The organism is Psychrobacter sp. L7 (genome assembly GCF_002810365.1).
In the GTDB taxonomy this organism is placed as follows: Bacteria; Pseudomonadota; Gammaproteobacteria; order Pseudomonadales; family Moraxellaceae; genus Psychrobacter; species Psychrobacter celer.
Genome location: NZ_NEXR01000002.1, coordinates 96710 through 118141, shown reverse-complemented (window position 1 = coordinate 118141; position 21432 = coordinate 96710). Strand labels below are relative to the sequence as shown.

The following is a 21432-nucleotide window of genomic DNA, read 5'->3' as shown; positions in this document are numbered from 1 at the left end:
GGATAAGCTTTTTTAGACCAGCCAGCTCAGTACTGTCATGAGCTGACCAAAAAACCTGCCGCCACAGCAGCAGATTTTTGACTATCAAACATACTAATCATTATATTGAGTCGGCGCGTTATCTGACTTATTGGCTTTATTCATTGCCTGATTGGCCAGCACACCATTGAGGATACCGCTTAGGGTATCTGACTTACCAGCAAGGCCATCGATGGCTTTGCCGATAGAGAGTGATTTGGCAAAGTTGTCAAAGAAGTGAGCTTCGCCGCCGACGATATCGATTTTGGCTTTTTGTAGCGCCACAGCCAATACGTCAGCATTTTCTTTGGCAATCTCTTTACCAGCATCGATAGACGCCATGGCTTCTTGCAAGGCAGTCTCAAGCCCCATACGGAACTCCTCGTGCTCACGAGCCTCTTTACTCATGCTGCCCATGGCGTTGAACTTCTCGACCAGACCATCGGCCTCAGCTTGGAAGTGCGCACGCGTGACTTCGGCTTTGGCCAGACCGACGTCGCGTTCAGCCTTGGCATCCGACTCACCGCGAGCGGCAACGACTTGCGCATTGGCCATACCGACATCGCGCTCGGCTTTGGCGTTTGACTCACCGCGAGCGGCGATTACCTCGGCATCAGCCAGACCTTTTTCGCGCTCAGATTGCGCTTCGGCCTGCCCTGTTGCTTTGATGATATTGGCTTTGGCGATGCCTTCTTTTTCTAGCGACATGGCCTTGGCTTCTTGGATGGCCGCTTCGGCAAAACCATGCGCCGACTCTTCGGCCTTGATTCCTTCAGCCAGCTTAACTTTGGCCTCAGCATCTTTGGCCGCCGCCTCTAAATTGGCATTGGCAAGGGTGGTAATCTCCACCGCCTTATGCTTCGCTGACAGCTCTTCAGCTTCGGCTTTTTTGACTTGACGCACTTTGAGCTCTTCTGCATCTGCCTCAGCGGCAAGGACGCGCGTTTGCTTGTCACGCTCCGCCTCACTGACTTCGCGGACTTCTTTGATGCGCTCTTCTTCTTGCGCCACGGTCTTATCGACTGCGATACGCTCACGGATGACGTTGGCGATTTCTTTTTTCTCAAGCTCGATGGCACGCTCAGCTTCGATACGCTGCAAGTCAACTTCACGCTCACGCGAGACGATCTCTAGATCCTGCGCTCGCGTCACTTTTTCTTGCTCGATGATGACGGCGCGCATACGGTTTTGCTCTGCAACCTCGATTTCGCGCTGCTGGTTTTCGCGCTGAATGGCCAGATCCTGCTCGACGATGATGATAGCGGTTTCTGACTTTTTGCGCTCTTCTTCTTCGATCTTGCGCGTCTCGGCCGTTTCACGAGCGATGACTGACGCAATTTCGCGTTTTTGTTTGGCCTCGGCATCTGCTTGCTGACGCTCCAGCTCCAGCATCGCCTCGACGGTTTCGACGTTTTTCTTCTTCACCGCCAGCTCTTCGTCACGCTCAAGCTCATTGGTGATGACGTTTTGCATCGCGGTCAGCTGGGTGATTTTTTTGATGCCTTCAGAGTCCAAGATATTACTGGCATCCAGCGACACTTTTGGCGTTTGCTCCAGATAGTCAATCGCCACGTCTTCTAACACATAGCCATTGAGATCATTACCGATTTCTTGCACGATGCTGTCACGAAACTCGCTACGGTTTTCGAAGAGTTTGACAAAGTCGATTTGTTTGCCGACCGTCTTTAGTGCTTCAGAAAACTTGGCATTAAACAGCTCATTGACCGCCACTTTATCAGAGGCGCGCTCCACCCCGACCGACTTGGCGACTTTGAGCACATCTTCTTCGGTTTCGTTGACCCGTAAATAAAACGCCACCGTGATGTCGGCACGCATATTATCAGCGCAGATTAGCCCCTCTTTGCCGCGGCGATCGACCTCTAAGGTGATAAGCGAGATACGCATCAGCTCTTTTTTGTTAATGATCGGCCAGACAAAGCCACCATCAAAACGCACCGCGATTTTGTTCACGCCGTTGATAATCAGTGCTTTGCCCTGCTCTACCTTAAAATAAAAGGCCTTGAGCATCAAAAGGGCTGCCATAATAAAAACAAACGCCAGCACCACAACCACGCCGACGATGATAAGTATGTCCATATTTATTCCTCTAATAAAACGCAAGTGTAAAACTATATAATGTAAAGCTATATATCGTCTCTTTCATAAAATTTGACTGCGGTATCGCAACAGCGGCGGGTATTTATTGGTGGGTATTGATTGACGGATAGTTAGCAGTTGGTCTCACTGCCACACTTTTTAGTCTAATGAACACAAATTTTAATAAACACAAATTTTAATAAACACAAATTTTAATAAACACAAATTTTAATAAACACAAATTTTAATAAACACAAAGCCTAATCAAGACAAAGCCCAGTGCTTATCGCCTGTCATCGATACAATATATCGCCGTTACTCGTCTTTGGCCGCCGTCACATAGTAGGCATTGGCGTCTGCGATATACTCAGCCAATATGACTTTATCGCCTTGTTTCAATAGATTGTCAGCGCTCTGTGAGCGAACCTTGAGAATCAGTCCTGCACCGCCATCAGCTAGCTCAGCCTCGCCATGCTTGTCGGTCACGCTCAGCGTCCGCACGATGGCAACTTTACCGACGTTGCTTGCGGCGCTGCGTTTGGGAATGTTGGCGATGTTCTTGCGGATGGGCGAGATGATAAGACCAGTTAGCCACATCGATACCACCAAGACAAACACCAACGCCCCGGTACCAAACACATAATAAAGCGCACCTGAATGAAAGTATTGATGCAAAAAGCTGGTATACAGATAGCTAAGCAGCCAGCCGATAAGGCTAATAAGGGTTAAGATAATAATAAGCGGCACGCCATAAAGACCAAACTTGAGCATAAGACCTGTAAAAAAGCCCGTCGATGACAGATCGGAGATATCTGCCTCACCGCCAGCGTCGCCAAGCTCGACCGTATCCATGTCGGCCATGCCAAGTAGCGATACCAGCCAATACAAGGTGACAAACATCACCAAACCCGTAAAGATCACTGTCGGATAAAGACTTATCTTAGTGATAAATACCGCAAAAGACTCCTGCATCAAACGCACACTCCTTATCCTACAACCAAACCGGCTATTGCAACCGACTTATGTTTCGTTATTACCGATTATACCTATTTATCAGGTTCAACATACAACTTTTGTCGTCAACGCCCCCAAACTGGCGAGCGTATCACCCCGCCATCTTGGCTGCTGATGGTATAGCTTGGATGGTCAGACAGCGAGTGAATCACCACATGACTGCGCTGCGAGCCGTCTACATCTGGCGCATACGCTGGATAAACGGCGTACGTACCCGAAGGCGACAGACGCGCTGGCTCATCAAGCCCCGTATCTGCCAAATTGAGCACGTGCCCAGTCGCCAGCGTCATCACCGCAGCCTTGCGACCATTGAGATACGCCAGATGCCGTCCATCCATACTCAGCTGCGGACTGGCAGCATAGCCAGCGGTGGTGATAAGCACGGCCGTCTGGGTGGCAAAGTAATAACGATACAGACGAGGACTGCCTGCACGTACTTTGTCACTGACATAGACAAAGCTCTGAGCATCAGGCGCATAGCTTGGCTGCACTTCGGTACTGGGTAACGTCGTCAGCTGGCGGGTGTCGCCATCACTGAGGCGCTTTTTATAAATATCTGCATTGCCAGCGACCGTTGAGCTATATAGCAGATGATGGCCATCTGGTGAAAACGAGGCAGACAGATTGCTCCCTTGCGCATTGACCACTAGGTCATGCGTATCGCGGTTACGGTCATAGATATAGATATTTGGGTGCTGGTTTGGCGCTTGTTTGCTATAGGCGAGCTGTTGACCATCAGCTGACCACGCTGGGGCGTAGATATAGCCATTGATTTGATCGATCAGTTGCCGATCGCGACCATCAGGCGCGATGCTGCATAAACGGGAGATTTTAGCCGCGCCAACGCCTTGCTCTTCCACATAAGCGATACGCCCCTGCCGATCGATGGTAGGCATGGACATGATGAAGGGATGAGTGGCAGTGGTGGTAGCTGATGGACTGAGTGCGGTAGTTGAGAGCGTCTGACAGCCAGTAACCAACATACCTAAACTTGCCAGACTGAGGGCTAGTAATTGCTTTTTTGTCGCGATACTCATGGGCGGCATGACTCTGATGATGGGCAAAGGTGAGGACATACCCTAGTGTAGCCTAAATGCACGCGCCATTTGGATAAAAAAACGCCCCACTAAGTAGTGAGGTATCGATGATATTATGTAATAAATACTAGGGCCTATCGACAGTTATGTGTAGGACAGACCCTAGACCAGCAGTATATTATTTCACAACTGCTATCTTATTTCGCAACCGCTTTAAAGTACGCCACTTGCTTGTCGTTTTTGATGGTCAACACAGGTACGTTATTAGCGTTTTTGTTGATGCTGTATTTGCCATTGACCGTTGCAAGCGTTGCAGTATCAAAGCTCGCTTGTGGCTCAGGGCATGCCATCATCGTGCTCAGTACGTTGTCTAGCTGGACATTGCCATTGACGACACTGTATTCTGCGCCCATGTTGTTGCAGGTATTGACAAAGGTCACGCGATCGTTGCCATTGGCTTTAGCAAATCTTAAGATCAAAGGTTTTGTTGGGTCAAAAAACAACTGTGTGACCTTGTCGCCGTTGGTGCGTTTGGCATCGACGAGCTGCCAGTTATACGCCTGTAGAGCTTCTGCAGTGACGGGCTGAGTCACTGGGGCGGTGACGTTTGGGGTGGTTTGACAACCTGCCGCTAGCGTGCCTGCTGCAAGAGTCGCCGCCATCATGATGTTGGTGATATTTTTCATACAATCTCCTATAAAAATAAAATAAACCTGTTCGGTTTTGTTTGTAGACATGCTTGTTTTTTGGTTATTATTCTTATTTACGTCGCTATTATGCATGACTTATGCCTTACTGTCATTATAGATTGAGTGGCGTCTTTCGCTCAGTTTTGTTCCACTATATAGGCATTTTGCTAACGGCTCTTGTCAGTCCGATGATTACCTGCTAGCGCGCTATTGGCTTGAGAGTCAATCCTTGTCCTCAGTAATGTATCTGTTTTATTTAGAATCGACTATATTGACCTTTACGCAATGTATGGCTGATGCACCATGCCGCCTTTGTGCGCTAAGTGGTTCTTTATAAATCAAGTATGAAATATAAAGCGAGCATGAAGTATAAACCAAGTATGAAACGTCATGGATGATTTGCTGGCAGCAAACTTATCAGACACTCTCCCAAAAACGCGCCTACTGCATTTATGATATAATTTGTCTACCACAAATTTACCCCTTTATTTCATAACTATAAGTAACACAATGATGACTAAAAAATCCCTTATCCAGTCCCCAGAGGCCATAGAAAAAATGCGTGTGGCCGGCAAACTTGCCAGCGACGTCCTTGTCATGCTCGACGAACATGTCAAGGTCGGCGTCAGTACCGAAGCCCTCAACCAAATCGCTCATGACTATATCGTCAATGTGCAACAGGCCATCCCTGCTCCGCTGAACTACAATGGCTTTCCTAAGTCTATTTGTACATCCGTCAACCACGTGGTGTGTCATGGTATCCCTAGCGAAAATAAACTGCTAAAAGATGGCGATATCATCAACATCGATGTGACTGTGATTAAAGACGGCTACTACGGCGACACCTCAAAGATGTGGATCGTCGGTAACGGCTCTATCATGGCGCAGCGTATCTGCAAAGTCGCACAAGACGCGCTATATGCTGGCATGAGTGTCGTCAAAAACGGCGCGCGTCTCGGCGATATCGGTGCGGCGATTCAAGAAGTGGTCGAGCCTGAGCGTTTTAGTATTGTCCGTGAGTTTTGTGGTCATGGCATCAGTGATGAATTCCATCACGAGCCACAAGTGATGCACTACGGCAAAAAAGGCACAGGCTTTGAGCTAAAGACGGGTATGACCTTTACCATTGAGCCGATGATCAACCAAGGCACATGGCAGACCAAGATTTTGCCTGATGAATGGACGGCGATTACCAAAGACCGTAAGCTGTCGGCTCAGTGGGAGCATACGATGGTCGTGACCGACAATGGCTGTGAAGTGTTTACCACGCGCCCTGAAGAAGACCTGAGCTTTTTGACCCAGTAAGACAAGAAAAGATCGCCTAGGCGGTCTTTTTTTTGGACTATAATTGCGATACTTTTGGTATCAACAATTTTTTTACCCTGTTAATTGGATATCCTCATGTTTACTTGCGATGTCACCTCTATCGATTTGACACCCTTACCCCTATTTTCCAAGCAGTCAGTGACTACCGACGCGATGACAGCACGCGCCAGCGCCGATAGCACCTCAGAGCCTGCTTTGTTGGGTATTCCTGAATGGCTGAGCCAAATCAATGAGGATATCAGCCGTGCCCTTGAGCGCGGTGTCAATATTCGTCAGCTGGTTGGCGCGCGTAGCGAAGCGATTGATGAGCTACTGATTGCTTTGTTTTATTGGTTTGAGCTGGATAAGACGGATTTGGCCCTGTTTGCGACAGGTGGTTATGGACGCGGTGAGCTGTCGCTGTACTCAGATGTCGACATACTGCTGTTGTCGTTTGAGGAAGTCGACACCGATGCCAGTGGCAAGATCGACAATCTGGTGGCGCTACTGTGGGATGTCGGCCTTGAGCCTGCGTTGTCGGTACGCAGTGTCAATGATGGCCTAGAAGCTGCTGCCGATCATACTATCGCCAGTGCGATGTTAGAGGCGCGGCTACTGGTCGGCAACGACGCTTTACAAGACGTTCCTACCCAAATCGTCAATAAATGCTGGTCGCCGCGTGATTTTTTTGAGGTAAAAACCCAAGAAGCAATGGCGCGCCATCTCCAGCACAATGCCACCGAATATAATCTGGAGCCCAATATCAAGACCGCGCCTGGCGGGCTACGGGATATCCATATCATCGGCTGGGTGACCAAACGGTATTTTCGCGTGGGCAAGCTCTATGACTTGGTACAACAAAACTTTTTGACCGAAAAGGAGTTTGACGAGTTAAGCTTCGCTGAGGGCTATCTGTGGCAAATCCGTCATTATCTGCATGTGCTCACAGGCCGCAATGAAAACAAGCTGTTGTTTGACTATCAGCGCGAGGTCGCACAGATGATGGGGTATGAGATGCAGCCTGATGATCAGCCCAATGCTGCCGTCGAGCGTTTTATGCGCGACTATTATCGCTGCGCCATGCAAATATCGACACTCTCTGAGATGTTGACCAACCACTATTATGAAACCATTATCGAGCCGCAACTGCCCGATGACGAACGGCCAAAAAAGCACCTCATCAACGCCCGCTTTAACCAAGTCGGTGACCAAATCGCGATGGCGCATCATCGGGTGTTTGCTCAGCATCCTGAGTCGATTTTAGAGATGTTTTTACTCATGGGTCAGTACGGTATTAAAAATGTCCGTACCCACACGCTGCGCGCACTAAAAATCGCCGCGCGCGGCATTGATCAGATTTATCGCGACAACCCTACCCATCAAGCGCTGTTTTTGGCCAATTTAAAAGAACAAAACTATTTGTTCCATCGTCTGCGCACCATGAACCGCTATGGCGTCTTGGGGAATTACATTCCAGCCTTTGCCCAAGTCACCGGACTGATGCAGTATGATCTATTTCACCGCTATACGGTCGATGCTCATACGTTGTTTTTGATTCGTATTTTGCACCGCTTTACCGATCCGCGGTTTTTTGAGGACTTTCCTTTGGTCAGTGCGATCTTTCAGCGGATTGAGCGCAAAGAGATATTGGTACTGGCAGCGATGTTTCATGATATTGCCAAAGGTCGCGGCGGCAATCACAGCCTGCTGGGTGAGACAGAAGCGATTGAGTTTTGTTTGGCGCACGGTATGAGCAAAGCCGACGCGCATCTGGTCGGCTGGCTGACCCGTCACCATTTGCTGATGTCGATGACCGCCCAAAAAAAGGACATCTCAGACCCAGAGGTGGTCACAGTGTTTGCGGATTTGGTCGGCAATGTCACCCACCTCAATCACTTATATGTCCTGACTGTCGCCGACATGAACGCCACCAATCCGCAGCTCTGGAACAGCTGGCGGGCGACCCTGATGAAACAGCTCTACTCGCAGACACGCCGTATCCTACGCGCCGATATCGACGCGCCGACCAACCGCCAAGATATGATCAGCGCCACGCGTAAACAAGCGCTAAAGATGCTCGACAATGTCGACAATCAGCATATGAACCGCGAGGAAGTGTTACGTCTGTGGGACGATCTGGGCGATGAGTACTTTTTGCGCGAGATACCAGAGGATATCCTTTGGCACACCGAAGCCATCCTAAACCATCCGCCCATCGGTCTGGCATCCAATGCCGATAGCCCGCCACTGGTGGTACTGCGCGAGCATCGTGAGCTGGCGCTTGATGCCGTTCAAGTCTTTGTCTACACCCAAGATCAGATGAATCTGTTTGCTGTGACTATGGCCGTCTTTGATCAGATGAACCTAGATGTGCTCGATGCGCGCATCATCACCGCCACTCGCGACTTTGCCTTGGACTCCTATGTGCTGCTCGATCCGAGTGGCACGTTACTGGTCGATGAAGACAGCCAGCAAGAGCTCAAGCAGCGACTGATTGACGCCTTCAAAGCCCCTGCCTTACCAAAGCTGGTGCATAAACGCATCCCTAGGCAGCTGCGTCATTTTGAGGTAAAAACAGAGATTAGTTTTGAGTTTAATGACGCCTCAGATCAGCATATCATGAGCCTAGAGACCTTAGATCAGCCGGGGCTGCTGGCGCGCGTTGGACAGGTGTTTTTGCAAGAAAAAATAGAAGTGCACGCCGCCCGTATCACCACCTTAGGCGAGCGCGCAGAAGACATGTTTTATATCAGTGATCAAAACGATGAGCCGCTGTCCACTGATAGACTAAGCGCCTTAAAAGCTGCGCTGCTTGCCAGCCTGACAGCTCCAAAAGACACGAGTAGAGGATAAAGTGGCCAGCATAAAACCTATCGTAAACCCCGCTACTGTTACGTAAAAACAAGCCCCATCATTGATGATACATTGATGGGGCTTATCGCTATAGAGTCACTTATAAGGTACTTTTATATACCATCTCACGAGCATGCTCTTTTAGCTCATCATCGGCCAGCTCTAGTGGCAAAATCTCCGCCTCCACTTGCGTCTGCGTCAATATCAAGCGCCCCGCATCGACCTCCTTTTGTAGCAAGCATTGTAAACTGGCTAAATGAAAGCGCCCATCTAACGCCTCATATAGCTGCTCTAACGAAATAGGCGACTTGGCATGCACATCAGGGTACAAACAGTCTTCTGCCAGTATCGCCATCTCGTTGAGCGCCTGCTCGCGGAGCAGCTCGTCATTATCGATTTTTTGTTGCAGCTTGTTGGCGAGTCTCCCCTTACTCATCAAGATGACGACAAATATCGCCGTCTGAATGACAAACAACCCCGCATACTGCCAGAGCGGTAGCGAGAGGTCTAAAAATCGGCTCAGCAGCATCAGCGTCATAGCCACCAGCACATAGCTGACCAGCTGCCACATCAGCCACATCATCAGGCTGTTTTCGCCATACCAAAACACTTGCCGCTCTTTTAGATTAATCAAACTCTGACGCGTCTGCCACCAGCATTGCTCTCGCTCTTGTAGCAGCTCGTATAATTTGACACGCGTTACACTATTATCAACGTCATTATTGATATCTTTAGCGTGAAGTTGGTCATTATTTAGGACACTAGACATATCAAATTACCCTTACTATCAGCCAACATATCGCGCCGACCGCTGTTTTTTATTATGAATAAGTTATCAATAAATGCGTCTTTATAGACAAGAGAAGCAAAAGACAAAAAATATGAGAAGTGCTACACTGCCCAAATGTAATTTTTTTTATAACTTTATTATTAATTGTCTATTATAGTTACCCTACCTATGAATCACAACATAACACACCTACATCCGTATCCTTTTGCCAAGATGGCTGCTTTGTTGGCTGATAGCACGCCAGACCCTCATTACAGTGCGATAAAACTAGGCATCGGTGAGCCAAAACATCAGCCACCTAGCTTCGTCTTGGACGCATTACACGAAAACTTGGACAAAATAAGCCTTTATCCGAGCACCAATGGTCTGTTTGAGCTTCGTCAGACCATCGCGCATTGGTTGGAGGGGCGGTTCTTTTTGCATCATGTCGATCCTCGCACCCAAGTGCTGCCTGTAATGGGCACGCGTGAAGCGATTTTTAGCATCGTACAAGCGGTCATCGATCATCAGTGTGATGACGCACAACCAGCAACTGGCGCACAACCGACTGTCGTCATGCCCAATCCGTTTTATCAGATCTATGAGGGTGCGGCGATATTGGCGCAGGCGACGCCGTATTTTGTGCCTTGTACTGCAGATAATGATTTTAAGGGTAACTATCGGGCGGTGCCAACAGATGTGTGGGCGCGCACGCAGCTACTTTTTGTCTGTAGCCCCAACAACCCGACAGGCTCGGTGATGACGATGGAGGATTGGGAATATCTGCTGCGTTTGTCAGATCAGTACGGGTTTATCATCGCCAGCGACGAGTGCTATAGCGAGCTGTATTTTGATACAGCACCGATAGGTCTACTACAAGCGTGCGCCGCGCTCGGGCGACATGATTTTAAAAACAGTATCGTCTTTCACTCGTTATCCAAGCGCTCCAACCTACCGGGCTTACGCTCAGGGTTTGTCGCTGGCGACGCTGAGATTTTGCAGGCCTATTTGCAATATCGCACCTATCAAGGCTGTGCGATGCCAATACCGCATCAGCTGGCCTCTATCGCCGCGTGGCAAGACGAAAAACACGTGGCGCACAACCGCGCGCTGTATCAAGAAAAATTTTCGCTATGGATGGCAGAGCTTGGCGATGTGTTATCGCTACGTATGCCTGAGGCTGGCTTTTACTTTTGGGTCAAAGTCCCTGAGCAGTTCGATGGCGATGATGAAGTCTTTGTCAAAGCGCTATATGAGCAGGCCAATATCCACGCCTTAGCAGGGCGCTATCTGTCGCGTGAGGTCGCTGGACACAACCCCGGTCAGGGCTATGTGCGTATCGCGCTGGTGGCCAGTGTAGAAGAAAGCCGCGAAGCCATCCGCCGTATTCGGGCGTTACTTGAGGTGTAAAACCGGCAAGCAGATCCATTCTCCTTAGCCTGAGTGATACACAGAGCGGCTGTTTTTATAACCATCAACACCCTTTAATAACCATGATGGGATACTGGTTATTAAAGGTTTTTTGGTTAAATAGTGCTATAGTAAAATAGACTGTCGCAACGATGCCATCAAGGATGATGCCATGCCCCATCTTGATTTTACCCAGCCGCCTTTTGATGTGCTGAGCTTGGCTGAGCGCCAAAGCATCAGAAAACACACCAAAATCCGCTACCTTGCCAAAGACGAAAGCCTACCTGCAGACGAGATGTCATACTTATATGTGGTCATCAAAGGCCAGATTGAGCAGTTATTGGCAGGTCATTTTGTCGCGGCCTACTTGGGTAGCAATCACTCAGATGAGCCCAATAACAACGACTGGTTTGACAGCCGCCGCTTGCCTGAGTCCTCCAACACACCGCAGCTATCAGCGGCCTCAGACGCGCAGCTGACGGACGAAGACAGACAGCGTTATCAGTTTCGCGCCACCGAGGGCACGTTACTGCTACAAGTTAAGGGTGCAGCGGTCGATAAAATCAGCGCACAAAATCATCTGGTGCGGCAAATGCTCTCCGACAAACTGCCTGAGCGGCTAAAAGCCCTGCACCAGCGCCGCAATCATAAACCTGCTGTCCATGCCGCCTACGATGACCAGCAAGAAGTACAGCAGATCATGCTACAGCCGGTCATCGATGTTCGCTTACTGCCTGTACATATCATCGATGCTGATACCAGCTTACATGAAGCGGCGCGCACGATGACGAATGCTGGATTAAAGCACGTACTGGTGCAAGCACCTGCGCATCGACTAGCCATCGCAAACGCGCAACATGGCATCGATGAGACATTAGGCATCTTGACCGATACCGATATTTGCCGCGCGGTCAGTGAGCAGCGAGATCCTACCACCACGCCATGCCAGCGTTATGCTAACTTTAACCTACGTACCATCAAGGCGAGCGATGAGATCGGTGATGCGCTGCTGACCATGACGCGCTACCGTATTCATCGCTTGCCGGTCATCGATCATCATGGTGCGGTAGCAGGTGTGCTTGGCCAAAGCGACATGCTCGCGCATATCAGCCACCACTCGCAGCTCATCAGTATTCAAATCGAGCAAGCCCAAGATTTTAGCAGTTTGGGCACGGCCGTCGAGAGGATAGGACGCTATATCCGCGCCCAGCACCAAAACGGGGTAAAAATCGGTAACATCAGCCGCATGGTACAGACCTTGAACGCTCAGGTATTTACCAAGCTGTGGCAGCTGCTCGTGCCTGATGAGGTGATGAGCCACACTTGTCTTATCGTCATGGGCTCCGAGGGCCGCGGCGAGCAAATCATGCGCACCGACCAAGACAACGCACTGATCATCCGTGATGGCTATACTCATCCGGATTTACCGCAGTTTGCGGCGCGCTTTAATGAGCAGCTGGCGCAACTTGGCTATCCGCTGTGCGACGGCAATATCATGATGACCAACCCGATGTGGCGACAGCCATTACAACTGTTTAATGCCCAAATCAGCTCATGGTTTAAAAACACCGATCCCATGCACGCCATCTACTTGTCCGCCATTCTCGATGGCGAATATGCCTGCGGTGATGAGACGCTCTTGCAGCACGTTCGTCAGCACCTCAAGGCCGCGCATCGACGCTCAGACCCTATGTTTGTGCGCCAGTTTGCGCGGGCAGCGCTACAGTTTGGTGATATCAATCAATGGTGGCAAAAGTTTGTGCCATTATTAGCAGGTAAAAGCGCCTCGCAAGATATCGATCTAAAAAAAGCAGGGATTTTTCCGTTAGTACACGGTATTCGCGCCCTCGCTCTAGAAAACGATGTCTTGGCCGTCCCTAGCAGTAAAAACCGCCTAAAGGCCTTGGTCGAGGTGGGCGCATTGACCCAAGAGCGGGCTGACACGCTGTTAGAAGCGCTGGAGTTTTTTATGGCGCAGCGACTCTCTGTTGCGCTCTCGACCGATGACAAACATGCACGGCAGGTCAACCCCATGACGCTGACCGCGCTTGAGCGTGATTTATTAAAAGAGTGTTTGGCTGTTGTCAAAAGCTTTAAAAACCAGCTGCGGCAGCATTATCAATTAGAGATCGCCTAGAGCGGCGCAAAGCAGCAAAGAGAGAATACAGAATATGAGCTGGCTGACCCAACTATCATGCAAATGGCAAAAAATGCAGCTGCAGCGGCCTGAGCTGGCGGCGATGTTTGATCAGCCTGCCACTGAGCGCTGGGTGGCGCTTGACTGTGAGATGACGGGGCTAAACCCCAAAAAGCACCACCTACTATCGGTGGCCGCGATTCATATCGATGGCTCTAGCATCGATACGGGCAATGGCATCTATCTGGTCTGTCGCCCGCCCGTCATGCCTGACCGCGACACCATCGTAATCCATGGTCTACGTACCGCTGATGTCGAGCATGGTATGAGCTATGATGAGATGCTGGCGCGGCTACTGCCCTTTATCGGTAACCGTCCGATTGTGGGGTTTTGTCCGCAGCTCGATATGGGGTTTTTAAACCCATTGGTAAAAGGCTACATGGGCACCACCTTGCCCAATAAAATCATCGATATTCGGCACTTATACAGTCGGCGTATGAGTGGTCAAACCCAAGGGCTCTCCAGCCAAGCGCAGCAGCTGACCAACATCTTAGCGCATTATCAGATTCCTGATTTGGGTGCGCATGATGCCTATAATGATGCCACCATGACCGCCATGGCGTTTTTACATGTGCGCTAGAGCGTGCCATCAGCTATAGCCGATACGGCAAGACCCTACAGAAAATAAATACCCTGCATGAATGCGCGAGACTGATACATGCCCTTGATAATCAACACGCCCCATCTACGCGAAAAGCGGAACTCATGATACCATAGGCTATTTTTGCCACCTGATGAATGATACTCATGCAATCCACCTCCACCCCCCATTATCATGACAAGCCTTCTGCCTTTGATACGTCGCCGCACGCTGCGGTTGCACCGTTACGACTGCATCGACTTGGCAGGCGCTTTGTCAGGCACTTGGTCAGACAAGCATTATTGGCCACTGCGCTGACGGCACCGCTTGTTGCCCAAGCGGCGCTACCAGAGGCCATCCAAACCGCATTGTCACGTGCAGACTTGAGCGCCGCCGACATCAGTATCGTCATCACACCAGTGGGCGACAAAAACGCCAGTCACTTACCAGCGCCTATCAAAGTCACCGACAGCCAGCATCCAGCAGAGCGCTCAAACAACGCTGCCAGTTACCAAAGCACGCTTGTGACGATAGAAAAACAGACCATCCAAAAGTATGAGCGGCAGCTACACGCTTATACCGACGACCCTTCTACTTATCAAAGCTTAGAGAGCATTCCTACCCTACCGTCAGAGGCCAAGTGGCCAAATACCAAGATGCAAACAAGCCAAGACAGTAGCACCGACGATAGTAGCGTCAATGACGGCGCGGGTGTCGAGCAAAAAAGCACTGCACATACAACGACCAAGATAGCTTTTTCACCCTTACTGAGTCATCAAGCTCAGGTAGCGCGCACCCCTGCCAGCACCATGAAGCTGGTGCCGAGCTTTATCGCGCTAGATACGCTTGGTGCGGATTTTGTCTGGCATACCCGCGTCTATCATACTGGCGTGATCATCGGCGAGCGCCTGTATGGCGACTTGGTGCTACAAGGCAGCGGCGACCCAAAAATGACGCACGAGCGCCTACAGCAGCTGCTCTATCACGTGCAAGCCTCAGGTATTCGTCATATCGACGGTGATATCATCGTCGACAGCACAGTGTTTGATAAGGTGGGCAAAGACCCTGCCGCCTTTGACAACGCACCATTGCGTCCTTATAACGCAAGCCCTGATGGTTTTTTGGTCAATTTTAGTACCATCAGTATCAAAAGCTATCCGCTGGACACTGACCGCGCGCGACTCACCTACACGCCGCAGCTGGCCGATTATCGACTGCCCACCACCATAGCCACTCGCTCAGCGAGCTGTGGACAGGCGCGCTATAGCCTTGCGCCAGTATGGCAAGCCAGCCAGCTGGTGTTTCATCAAAACTTGCCAAATAGCTGCCAAGAGCACGCATTTTATGTGGCTTATCCTGATGCCAAAGACTTTGCCGCGCGGGTAATAAAGGCCAAATGGCAAGCACTGGGCAATACCCTGACAGGCGATGTAATCAGCCGCGAGACGCCTTATAATGTGTCATCTCATAAACAGCCAAAAACAGGTTTGCGCGCGCTACCGATTTCACCGCTGCCACAGGTCAGCTATCCGTCGTTAAACTTGGCTCAGCAAATCCACGACATCAACCATTTTTCAAACAACGTCATGACTGAGCAAGTGGCATTATCCATTGCCGCTTACGCCCCGCCATCTGAAATTAAGACGACCGCGGCTGACATTGCTACAACCACTCAGACTGCCGTGAGCAAGCCAAAAGGACAAGAAAAAGCAGAAGGCAACAAGACGAGTCTCTATCAGTTTGGCAGACCTGCGACCACCAACTATCCGGTAGCCCTACAGACCATCAACCAGTGGTGGCAACACCACCTAGACACGCCTGCGCCGTATCTGACCAACGGCTCAGGCCTGTGCCGTGACTGCACGATCACCGCGGCCAACCTAAACGAGCTGCTAACCTACGCCTACGATCACCCAAATTTTGACGCTTATGTCAACTCGCTCGGTATCGCTGGTGTCAGTGGCACCATTAGCGCGCACAGTGCCCGCTTGCCTGAGTCAGCCGCCATTGGCCGCGCTTGGATTAAGACAGGTACGCTCAACAACGTTACCTCCATGGCAGGCTATGTCAAAGGCCTATCGGGGCAAGACTATGTGGTCGTGGGTATCATCAATAGCGAGCAAGCGCTCAATGCTTATACGGCAAGACCCGTACTCGATGCGATGCTGGACTGGACCGCGCAGCACTAATACGGCGACTCTCTTTTTTATCTGAATAAGGCGCGCTTATGTCACGCAAAACCACCAATCTCAATAAATCCAGCCCCGCTACCGCCCCTCACGGACTGGTCACGACACGCGCGAGCACTCAGCCTCAGCTGCCGCCATACATTGGATACTTTGCGATCGGTTATGTACTGGCCAGCGCCCTATTTATGCTGATTCAGACCAAACTGGCATTAAATGCACAGCTGGTCACCGTCCTATCCATCATCCTTGCCGCCTATATCGCAGTCAGCAAGTTTGTTAAACATCAGCAGCGCGCTCTTTACAAAGACGAAATAAACCGCTTGATGCTGGGCGGTATCATGGTCGTCTGGCTATTGACGGGACTGTATTTTTTAGCGTTATGGTTTTTGCTGTTTGACGATATCAGCCGTGAGGTTTTGCTGGCGATGACCAAGCAGCAGCCATTACCCTTACTCTCTGCGCTAGTGATGATCGTGGTGCTGTCACTGGTCAGCGCGCGCATCAGCATCTGGGCATTTAACCGCCTACTCGATCCTGCGCCCAAAACCCTATAAGACGTTTTAAAACCCTAAACGACCCGACAGGACTCTGTTCACTTAAAGCACGATGACATGCTGAGCCTACGCCGATAGATGCTATGCAAAATAAATACCCGTAACATATAACGGCGTGGCACATGCTATCTTGCCTGTCAGTTTATTTAGGGTTGACTATATGAGTGACTTAAAAAAACGCTGACTATACACGGTGCTACAAAGTTTTTTTCTATTGCTGAACAAAATCCGTTAGGCTAAGGTAAACGCCTACTGTATTAAGCGACTTGCTTTGGTATTTTCAATAGGAGCTAGCTTTATGGACATGATTTTTTTTGACAATATAGACAAGCTTGGCCGTATCGTGTTGACGACCGTCATGGTGTACGTCTTAATCGTACTGGTGACCAAAGCTTCAGGCAAACGCTCCACCTCGCAGCTCAACAACTTTGATTGGATCGTCACGGTGATGATCGGGTCTTTGGGTGCCAGTACCATCTTGCTCAAGGACATTCCGTTTATCGAAGGGGTCTCCTCGATATTGGTGCTTTATCTGTTGCAGTTTTTGGTCACCAAATACGCCTCGGTATCACCGCAGTTTAGCAACTTTATTTTATCAGAGCCGCGTATCGTCTTTTATCAAGGTCAGTTTTTGCCAGATGCCATGCGGTCTGAGCGCCTGACTCGTCAAGAGATAGAATGTGCGATGCGCTCTCAAGGTATCAACGACTTCGATGATGTCGAAGCGGTGGTCTTTGAGTCTGACGCCAAGCTGACCATTATCCCCAAACCTACAGATGACCCGCAAAGTACAGAGAGCACTATCTCGCAAACCATTAAGCCTTTGATGTGAGGGGTTTTGAGGTGACCGGTTTTAAGGAGAATGGTACAGTAAGCATTCTATTTGATGCGTTGCCACGTCTGTGAACGGCCAAACAGTGGCGTGCCGACATAGCCGCGCAGATCAAGACTTTGACCATTGTCACTCAAGGTGATTTTTCCTGAATACACTTTGCCAGACTCAGGATCGACCAACTTACCATCGCTCCATTGGTTGCTGCCTTCTGCCTTGAGGCCGGTCAAAATCTGCAAACCTTCCACTGGCTGGTTTTTAAGATTACCAGGACATTTAGTACAGACGGCTTTGGCCTTTTCTTTGTCGAGCACTTTAATAATTTTACCTGAGACCTTACCACCTCTTTCGTTTAGCTGAATGATGGCTTTTTTCTCCCCTGTTTTGTCATCGATGGTTTGCCACTGCGTACCATCTAGTGAGGCCGCTTGCGCAGATATGGACAATAAAGCTCCTGCCATAAGGGTGAGGGTACTTGCTGTAATACGGTTCATGAACGACTCCTTTCGTTAAAAACGGTCTACCTGAATGTGTAGTCACATAAGTGAGAACTAAAAAACAAATAGAAAGAACAACTGTTTGTCAAACGCTAGTAAAGCACAAAAAAAAGCAAGGTAAAAGGCTTGTTTGTTACAATATCTTAAGCGTAGAATTCTTTTGTTACATTCTCTTTTGTTATATTTTTTAATTATCGAAGTGGTACATCATATGAAGGTAAGAATCTTGACCGTGGGCACTAAGATGCCAAAATGGGTACAAACTGGTTTTGATGAGTACTTTAAACGTATTCAGCCCATGCTCAGTACTGAGATTGTCGAGATAGCGGCAGCAAAACGAGCAAAAAACCCTTCTGAAGCCAACCTCGCTCAGTACCGCGAGCAAGAAGGACAAGCCATATTGGCCGCTCACCAAGCATCCAGCCGCGAGCAACTATGGGTGCTAGATGTCAAAGGTAAAATGCTCTCGACAGAAGGGCTGGCAGAAAAACTGGCAGACTCGATGCAGCAAGGCGATGATATCGCGCTGGTCATTGGCGGCGCTGATGGCGTGTCGCCAGAAGTGTTGGCAAAGGCCGATGTTAAATGGTCACTATCGGCGCTGACACTGCCGCATCCACTGGTACGCGTGGTATTGATGGAGCAGCTCTACCGCGCCATGAGCATCAATCACAACCACCCCTATCATCGTGGCAACTAAATACTCACAAGACAGATCAGGCTTTTGGTAGGATAACAGACAGGCAGGATTGAAATATCGCTGCAAGCCCTAATAAACGCTACATGACTCATCCAAAAAACACAGCACCTACTCCTACTACGCCGAGCGCCGAGCAGCAACCATCAGGCAGCCACACGTCAGCGCCCATTAGTGCCGCTGATGCGTGGCCCGATACCTCTACTCTCTCTAAGCACGCAAAGCTGCCTGCGCTATTTGTCTCGCACGGCGCGCCAAGCCTAGCCACAGAGCAGTCAGCGACGACCAGTGCCTTGGCGCGTATCGGTCAGAACCTGCCTGTGCCGCGTGCCATCATTATTATGTCGGCCCATTGGCAATCAGCAAAGCTTGAGATCAGCAGCAACCCTCAGCCAAAGACCTGGCATGATTTTTCTGGGTTTGGCGCTGAGCTGTATGAGATACAATACCCTGCCGCAGGTCATCCGCTGCTTGCCGAGTCACTTGCGCAGCAGCTCACCGCGCGCGGTATTACCTGCAGACTAAACCCCATGCGCGCCTCCGATCACGGCGTCTGGGCGCCGCTCACGCATCTGTATCCAGAGGCCACTATCCCGATCGTACAGATTTCTTTGCCGCAGCATTATGACAGTGTCGCCTGCTATCAGTTAGGGGCGCAGCTGGCGCGTTTGCGTGATGAGCAGATACTGATCATCGGTTCAGGCAATATCACTCATAACTTGCAAGCCTTGCGCTGGGAGGCGGACAGCATCGATCAGAGCGCCAATAGCTTTAAAACATGGCTGCTCAAGCAGCTCAAAACCGACATTCCAAGCGCTCTTGACTGGCAGCGTTATCCCAATTATAAAGACATCCATCCCAGTGATGAGCATCTGTTGCCGCTGTTTTTTGCTTTGGGTGCCGGCCAGCGCGTCTCAGTGGTACATCAAAGTATGGCGCATCATAGTTTAGGTATGGATATTTATCGCTTCGACTAATAAGGTGTCTTAGCTGCTGCGTTTTGACGACGTTGTTTTGAATAGCTTAAGCTACCTCTCAAACGCTGACTTCGTAAACAGCCCTGCACGCTCCATCTCACCTGCGATACTCAACAGCGTCGCCTCATCATTCATCCGTCCAATCAGCTGCATACCAATCGGCAAGCCTTTTTTGCTCATGCCGACCGGCAATGACATCGCGGGCAAACCTGTGACATTACCTAGTAAGGTAAAAGCCATCTTACTCAGCACAGGCTGGCTCAGCTTTTCTATCACGCCTGAGCTAAAGGCGTATTTCCCCATATCTATGCCTTTATTGAGCAGCTCTGCGCTACGCATCAGCATCTCATCCATACGGCTAGGCGGTAGTACGCCATGCTTGACCGCTGGTGTCGGTACGGTCGGACACAAGATCATGTCGTACTCTTCTAGTAATAAGCCTGTCTGATATTGACTGTGATGCCAGCCGTGTTTGGCATGCGCCAAGTCTACCGCTGATAGTGAACGACCCAAAAGCGCCATATTGTAGGTTTGCGGCTCTAGTTTTTTGATATGCTGTGGCCCAAAATCACGCTCGATATTATCGATGGTAAATGCTGTATGGGCGCACACCACAACCATAAAATCATGCCAAAATTGCTCGATATTGATATTAGGCTCAGCAGGCACCACGCGATGCCCCATGGCCTCTAACTGCTTGGCGGTTTGTTCAAGGACCGCCATTACTTCCTTGTCCACCACCGTACCTGCGATCAGCGGCTGCTGATGTAGCGCAATGGTCAGCTGCCGCGGTGCGCGCATCGCAGCCTGCAAAAACGACCCCTCTGGCGGCGCAATGATAAAGGGCGCGCCAATCTCAGCGCCACTGGTGGCATCGAGCATCGCGGCACTATCGCGAACGGAGCGGGTAATCACATGATCGGCGACAGCGCCTTCCCAGCCCTCCCCAAATGTCGGACCCATGGGGTTACGGCCACGGCTGGGCTTTAAGCCAAACGCGCCGCACCACGCCGCAGGAAAGCGTATCGAGCCGCCACCATCACCAGCACCTGCCATCGGTACAATACCACTTGCCACTGCCGCTGCACTACCGCCTGAGGAGCCGCCAGCACTATAGCCTTTTTTAAAGGGATTATGCGTTGCGCCATGCGCCTTGGGCTCGGTGGTGATGATCAGCCCAAACTCAGGGGTATTGGTCTTGCCAAAGGTATTGACGCCAGCGGCTTTCATACGCTTGACGATTTCGCTGTCATTTTCTGAGACAATATTGACACTACGGCTGCCCATCGTGACAGGCTCTCCCTCAAAGCTAAATGACAAATCTTTGAGCAAATAAGGCACACCTGTAAACGCGCCTGCCGGTAGGCCTTGCGCCGCTGCGTGATAGGCACGCTCATCAAAACGATGAATGATGGCATTTAGCTTGGGATTGAGCTTATTGGCTTGATAGACAGCCGCATCCAGCAGCTCTCTGGCGCTGACCTCTCCGGCATTGACCAATGCCGCTAGCGCTATCGCATCATACTGGGTGTATTCTTTAAACATAACCGAGCTTCCTTGTTCTTAAGTTATTGATCACTTTTAGTATATCGGTTTCATCGCTTCAATAGTAACCACCTTATCGACACTGCTGTGTTCACGTCATACCAGACCATGAACTTATGCTTGATGCTAATACCTATCACTGTACCGCTTTATGCGGTCAGCTTTGCCAATA

General features: G+C 50.1%; 17 protein-coding genes. 10 read left to right on the top strand and 7 right to left on the bottom strand.

The features are described from left to right. Positions 1 to 93 precede the first annotated feature (93 nt). The 4 genes from CAP50_RS03165 to CAP50_RS03150 form a co-directional block, all read right to left on the bottom strand. Entirely contained in the window at positions 94 to 2115 is a 2022-nt protein-coding gene (locus CAP50_RS03165; protein ID WP_100749056.1) for a hypothetical protein, read from the bottom strand. Between the two features lie 315 nt (positions 2116 to 2430). Continuing rightward, positions 2431 to 3087, bottom strand: a complete 657-nt coding sequence (locus tag CAP50_RS03160) for a DUF1449 domain-containing protein (protein WP_100749055.1) — start codon at positions 3085 to 3087, stop codon at positions 2431 to 2433. Between the two features lie 107 nt (positions 3088 to 3194). Continuing rightward, positions 3195 to 4205, bottom strand: a complete 1011-nt coding sequence (locus tag CAP50_RS03155) for a Xaa-Pro aminopeptidase (protein ID WP_241900631.1) — start codon at positions 4203 to 4205, stop codon at positions 3195 to 3197. 158 nt (positions 4206 to 4363) lie between these two features. Then, on the bottom strand, positions 4364 to 4852 hold the full coding sequence (locus CAP50_RS03150) for an META domain-containing protein (protein WP_100749054.1): 489 nt from the start codon (positions 4850 to 4852) through the stop codon (positions 4364 to 4366). 516 nt (positions 4853 to 5368) lie between these two features. Here CAP50_RS03150 and map point away from each other — a divergent pair. Both map and glnD read left to right on the top strand, forming a co-directional pair. Next, positions 5369 to 6160, top strand: coding sequence for a type I methionyl aminopeptidase (gene map / locus CAP50_RS03145; protein ID WP_424108346.1), 792 nt, complete (start codon positions 5369 to 5371; stop codon positions 6158 to 6160). 96 nt (positions 6161 to 6256) lie between these two features. Then, the gene (glnD, locus tag CAP50_RS03140; protein WP_100749052.1) at positions 6257 to 9013 is read left to right on the top strand and encodes a [protein-PII] uridylyltransferase; all 2757 of its coding nucleotides are present in this window, start codon (positions 6257 to 6259) and stop codon (positions 9011 to 9013) included. Positions 9014 to 9113: 100 nt separating this feature from the next. On the opposite strand, the gene CAP50_RS03135 is transcribed toward glnD, so the two are convergent. After that, the gene (locus tag CAP50_RS03135; RefSeq protein WP_100749051.1) at positions 9114 to 9782 is read right to left on the bottom strand and encodes a hypothetical protein; all 669 of its coding nucleotides are present in this window, start codon (positions 9780 to 9782) and stop codon (positions 9114 to 9116) included. 189 nt (positions 9783 to 9971) lie between these two features. On the opposite strand from CAP50_RS03135, the gene dapC reads away from it, so the two are divergent. The 6 genes from dapC (at position 9972) to CAP50_RS03105 (ending at position 17544) form a co-directional block, all read left to right on the top strand. Then, the gene (gene dapC / locus CAP50_RS03130) at positions 9972 to 11192 is read left to right on the top strand and encodes a succinyldiaminopimelate transaminase (protein ID WP_100749050.1); all 1221 of its coding nucleotides are present in this window, start codon (positions 9972 to 9974) and stop codon (positions 11190 to 11192) included. Between the two features lie 172 nt (positions 11193 to 11364). Then, a complete protein-coding gene (locus CAP50_RS03125) occupies positions 11365 to 13329 on the top strand; it encodes a DUF294 nucleotidyltransferase-like domain-containing protein (RefSeq protein WP_100749049.1) in 1965 nt (654 codons plus the stop codon). A gap of 34 nt (positions 13330 to 13363) precedes the next feature. Then, a complete protein-coding gene (locus CAP50_RS03120) occupies positions 13364 to 13969 on the top strand; it encodes a 3'-5' exonuclease (protein WP_100749048.1) in 606 nt (201 codons plus the stop codon). 167 nt (positions 13970 to 14136) lie between these two features. After that, a complete protein-coding gene (locus tag CAP50_RS03115) occupies positions 14137 to 16158 on the top strand; it encodes a D-alanyl-D-alanine carboxypeptidase/D-alanyl-D-alanine-endopeptidase (protein ID WP_241900630.1) in 2022 nt (673 codons plus the stop codon). Positions 16159 to 16196: 38 nt separating this feature from the next. After that, positions 16197 to 16712: an ABZJ_00895 family protein gene (locus tag CAP50_RS03110; RefSeq protein WP_100749046.1), complete on the top strand. Its 516-nt coding sequence runs from the start codon at positions 16197 to 16199 to the stop codon at positions 16710 to 16712. A 298-nt stretch (positions 16713 to 17010) separates the two neighbouring features. Further along, complete coding sequence (locus CAP50_RS03105; RefSeq protein WP_100749045.1) at positions 17011 to 17544, top strand: DUF421 domain-containing protein; 534 nt, start codon at positions 17011 to 17013, stop codon at positions 17542 to 17544. Positions 17545 to 17591: 47 nt separating this feature from the next. Here the strand turns inward: CAP50_RS03105 and CAP50_RS03100 are convergent, their stop codons facing one another. After that, positions 17592 to 18038 (bottom strand): DUF2147 domain-containing protein, encoded by a 447-nt coding sequence (locus CAP50_RS03100; protein ID WP_100749044.1) that lies wholly within the window; start codon positions 18036 to 18038, stop codon positions 17592 to 17594. 214 nt (positions 18039 to 18252) lie between these two features. On the opposite strand from CAP50_RS03100, the gene rlmH reads away from it, so the two are divergent. Continuing rightward, positions 18253 to 18741 carry a 23S rRNA (pseudouridine(1915)-N(3))-methyltransferase RlmH gene (rlmH, locus tag CAP50_RS03095; protein ID WP_075102579.1) on the top strand — a complete coding sequence of 163 codons (489 nt, stop codon included), beginning with the start codon at positions 18253 to 18255 and terminating at the stop codon, positions 18739 to 18741. A gap of 83 nt (positions 18742 to 18824) precedes the next feature. Further along, positions 18825 to 19715: a DODA-type extradiol aromatic ring-opening family dioxygenase gene (locus CAP50_RS03090; protein ID WP_100749043.1), complete on the top strand. Its 891-nt coding sequence runs from the start codon at positions 18825 to 18827 to the stop codon at positions 19713 to 19715. A 51-nt stretch (positions 19716 to 19766) separates the two neighbouring features. On the opposite strand, the gene CAP50_RS03085 is transcribed toward CAP50_RS03090, so the two are convergent. Further along, positions 19767 to 21260: an amidase gene (locus CAP50_RS03085; protein ID WP_100749042.1), complete on the bottom strand. Its 1494-nt coding sequence runs from the start codon at positions 21258 to 21260 to the stop codon at positions 19767 to 19769. Between the last annotated feature and the right edge of the window lie 172 nt (positions 21261 to 21432).

Bases quoted from the DNA above. Each gene is read 5' to 3' on its own strand.
- CAP50_RS03090 (WP_100749043.1), top strand. From the start codon at position 18,825: ATGACTCATCCAAAAAACACAGCACCTACTCCTACTACGCCGAGCGCC.
- map (WP_424108346.1), top strand. From the start codon at position 5,369: ATGACTAAAAAATCCCTTATCCAGTCCCCAGAGGCCATAGAAAAAATG.
- CAP50_RS03115 (WP_241900630.1), top strand. From the start codon at position 14,137: ATGCAATCCACCTCCACCCCCCATTATCATGACAAGCCTTCTGCCTTT.
- dapC (WP_100749050.1), top strand. From the start codon at position 9,972: ATGAATCACAACATAACACACCTACATCCGTATCCTTTTGCCAAGATG.
- CAP50_RS03120 (WP_100749048.1), top strand. From the start codon at position 13,364: ATGAGCTGGCTGACCCAACTATCATGCAAATGGCAAAAAATGCAGCTG.
- CAP50_RS03105 (WP_100749045.1), top strand. From the start codon at position 17,011: ATGGACATGATTTTTTTTGACAATATAGACAAGCTTGGCCGTATCGTG.
- CAP50_RS03085 (WP_100749042.1), bottom strand. From the start codon at position 21,260: ATGTTTAAAGAATACACCCAGTATGATGCGATAGCGCTAGCGGCATTG.
- CAP50_RS03150 (WP_100749054.1), bottom strand. From the start codon at position 4,852: ATGAAAAATATCACCAACATCATGATGGCGGCGACTCTTGCAGCAGGC.
- glnD (WP_100749052.1), top strand. From the start codon at position 6,257: ATGTTTACTTGCGATGTCACCTCTATCGATTTGACACCCTTACCCCTA.
- CAP50_RS03165 (WP_100749056.1), bottom strand. From the start codon at position 2,115: ATGGACATACTTATCATCGTCGGCGTGGTTGTGGTGCTGGCGTTTGTT.
- CAP50_RS03110 (WP_100749046.1), top strand. From the start codon at position 16,197: ATGTCACGCAAAACCACCAATCTCAATAAATCCAGCCCCGCTACCGCC.
- CAP50_RS03100 (WP_100749044.1), bottom strand. From the start codon at position 18,038: ATGAACCGTATTACAGCAAGTACCCTCACCCTTATGGCAGGAGCTTTA.
- CAP50_RS03125 (WP_100749049.1), top strand. From the start codon at position 11,365: ATGCCCCATCTTGATTTTACCCAGCCGCCTTTTGATGTGCTGAGCTTG.
- CAP50_RS03135 (WP_100749051.1), bottom strand. From the start codon at position 9,782: ATGTCTAGTGTCCTAAATAATGACCAACTTCACGCTAAAGATATCAAT.
- CAP50_RS03155 (WP_241900631.1), bottom strand. From the start codon at position 4,205: ATGTCCTCACCTTTGCCCATCATCAGAGTCATGCCGCCCATGAGTATC.
- rlmH (WP_075102579.1), top strand. From the start codon at position 18,253: ATGAAGGTAAGAATCTTGACCGTGGGCACTAAGATGCCAAAATGGGTA.
- CAP50_RS03160 (WP_100749055.1), bottom strand. From the start codon at position 3,087: ATGCAGGAGTCTTTTGCGGTATTTATCACTAAGATAAGTCTTTATCCG.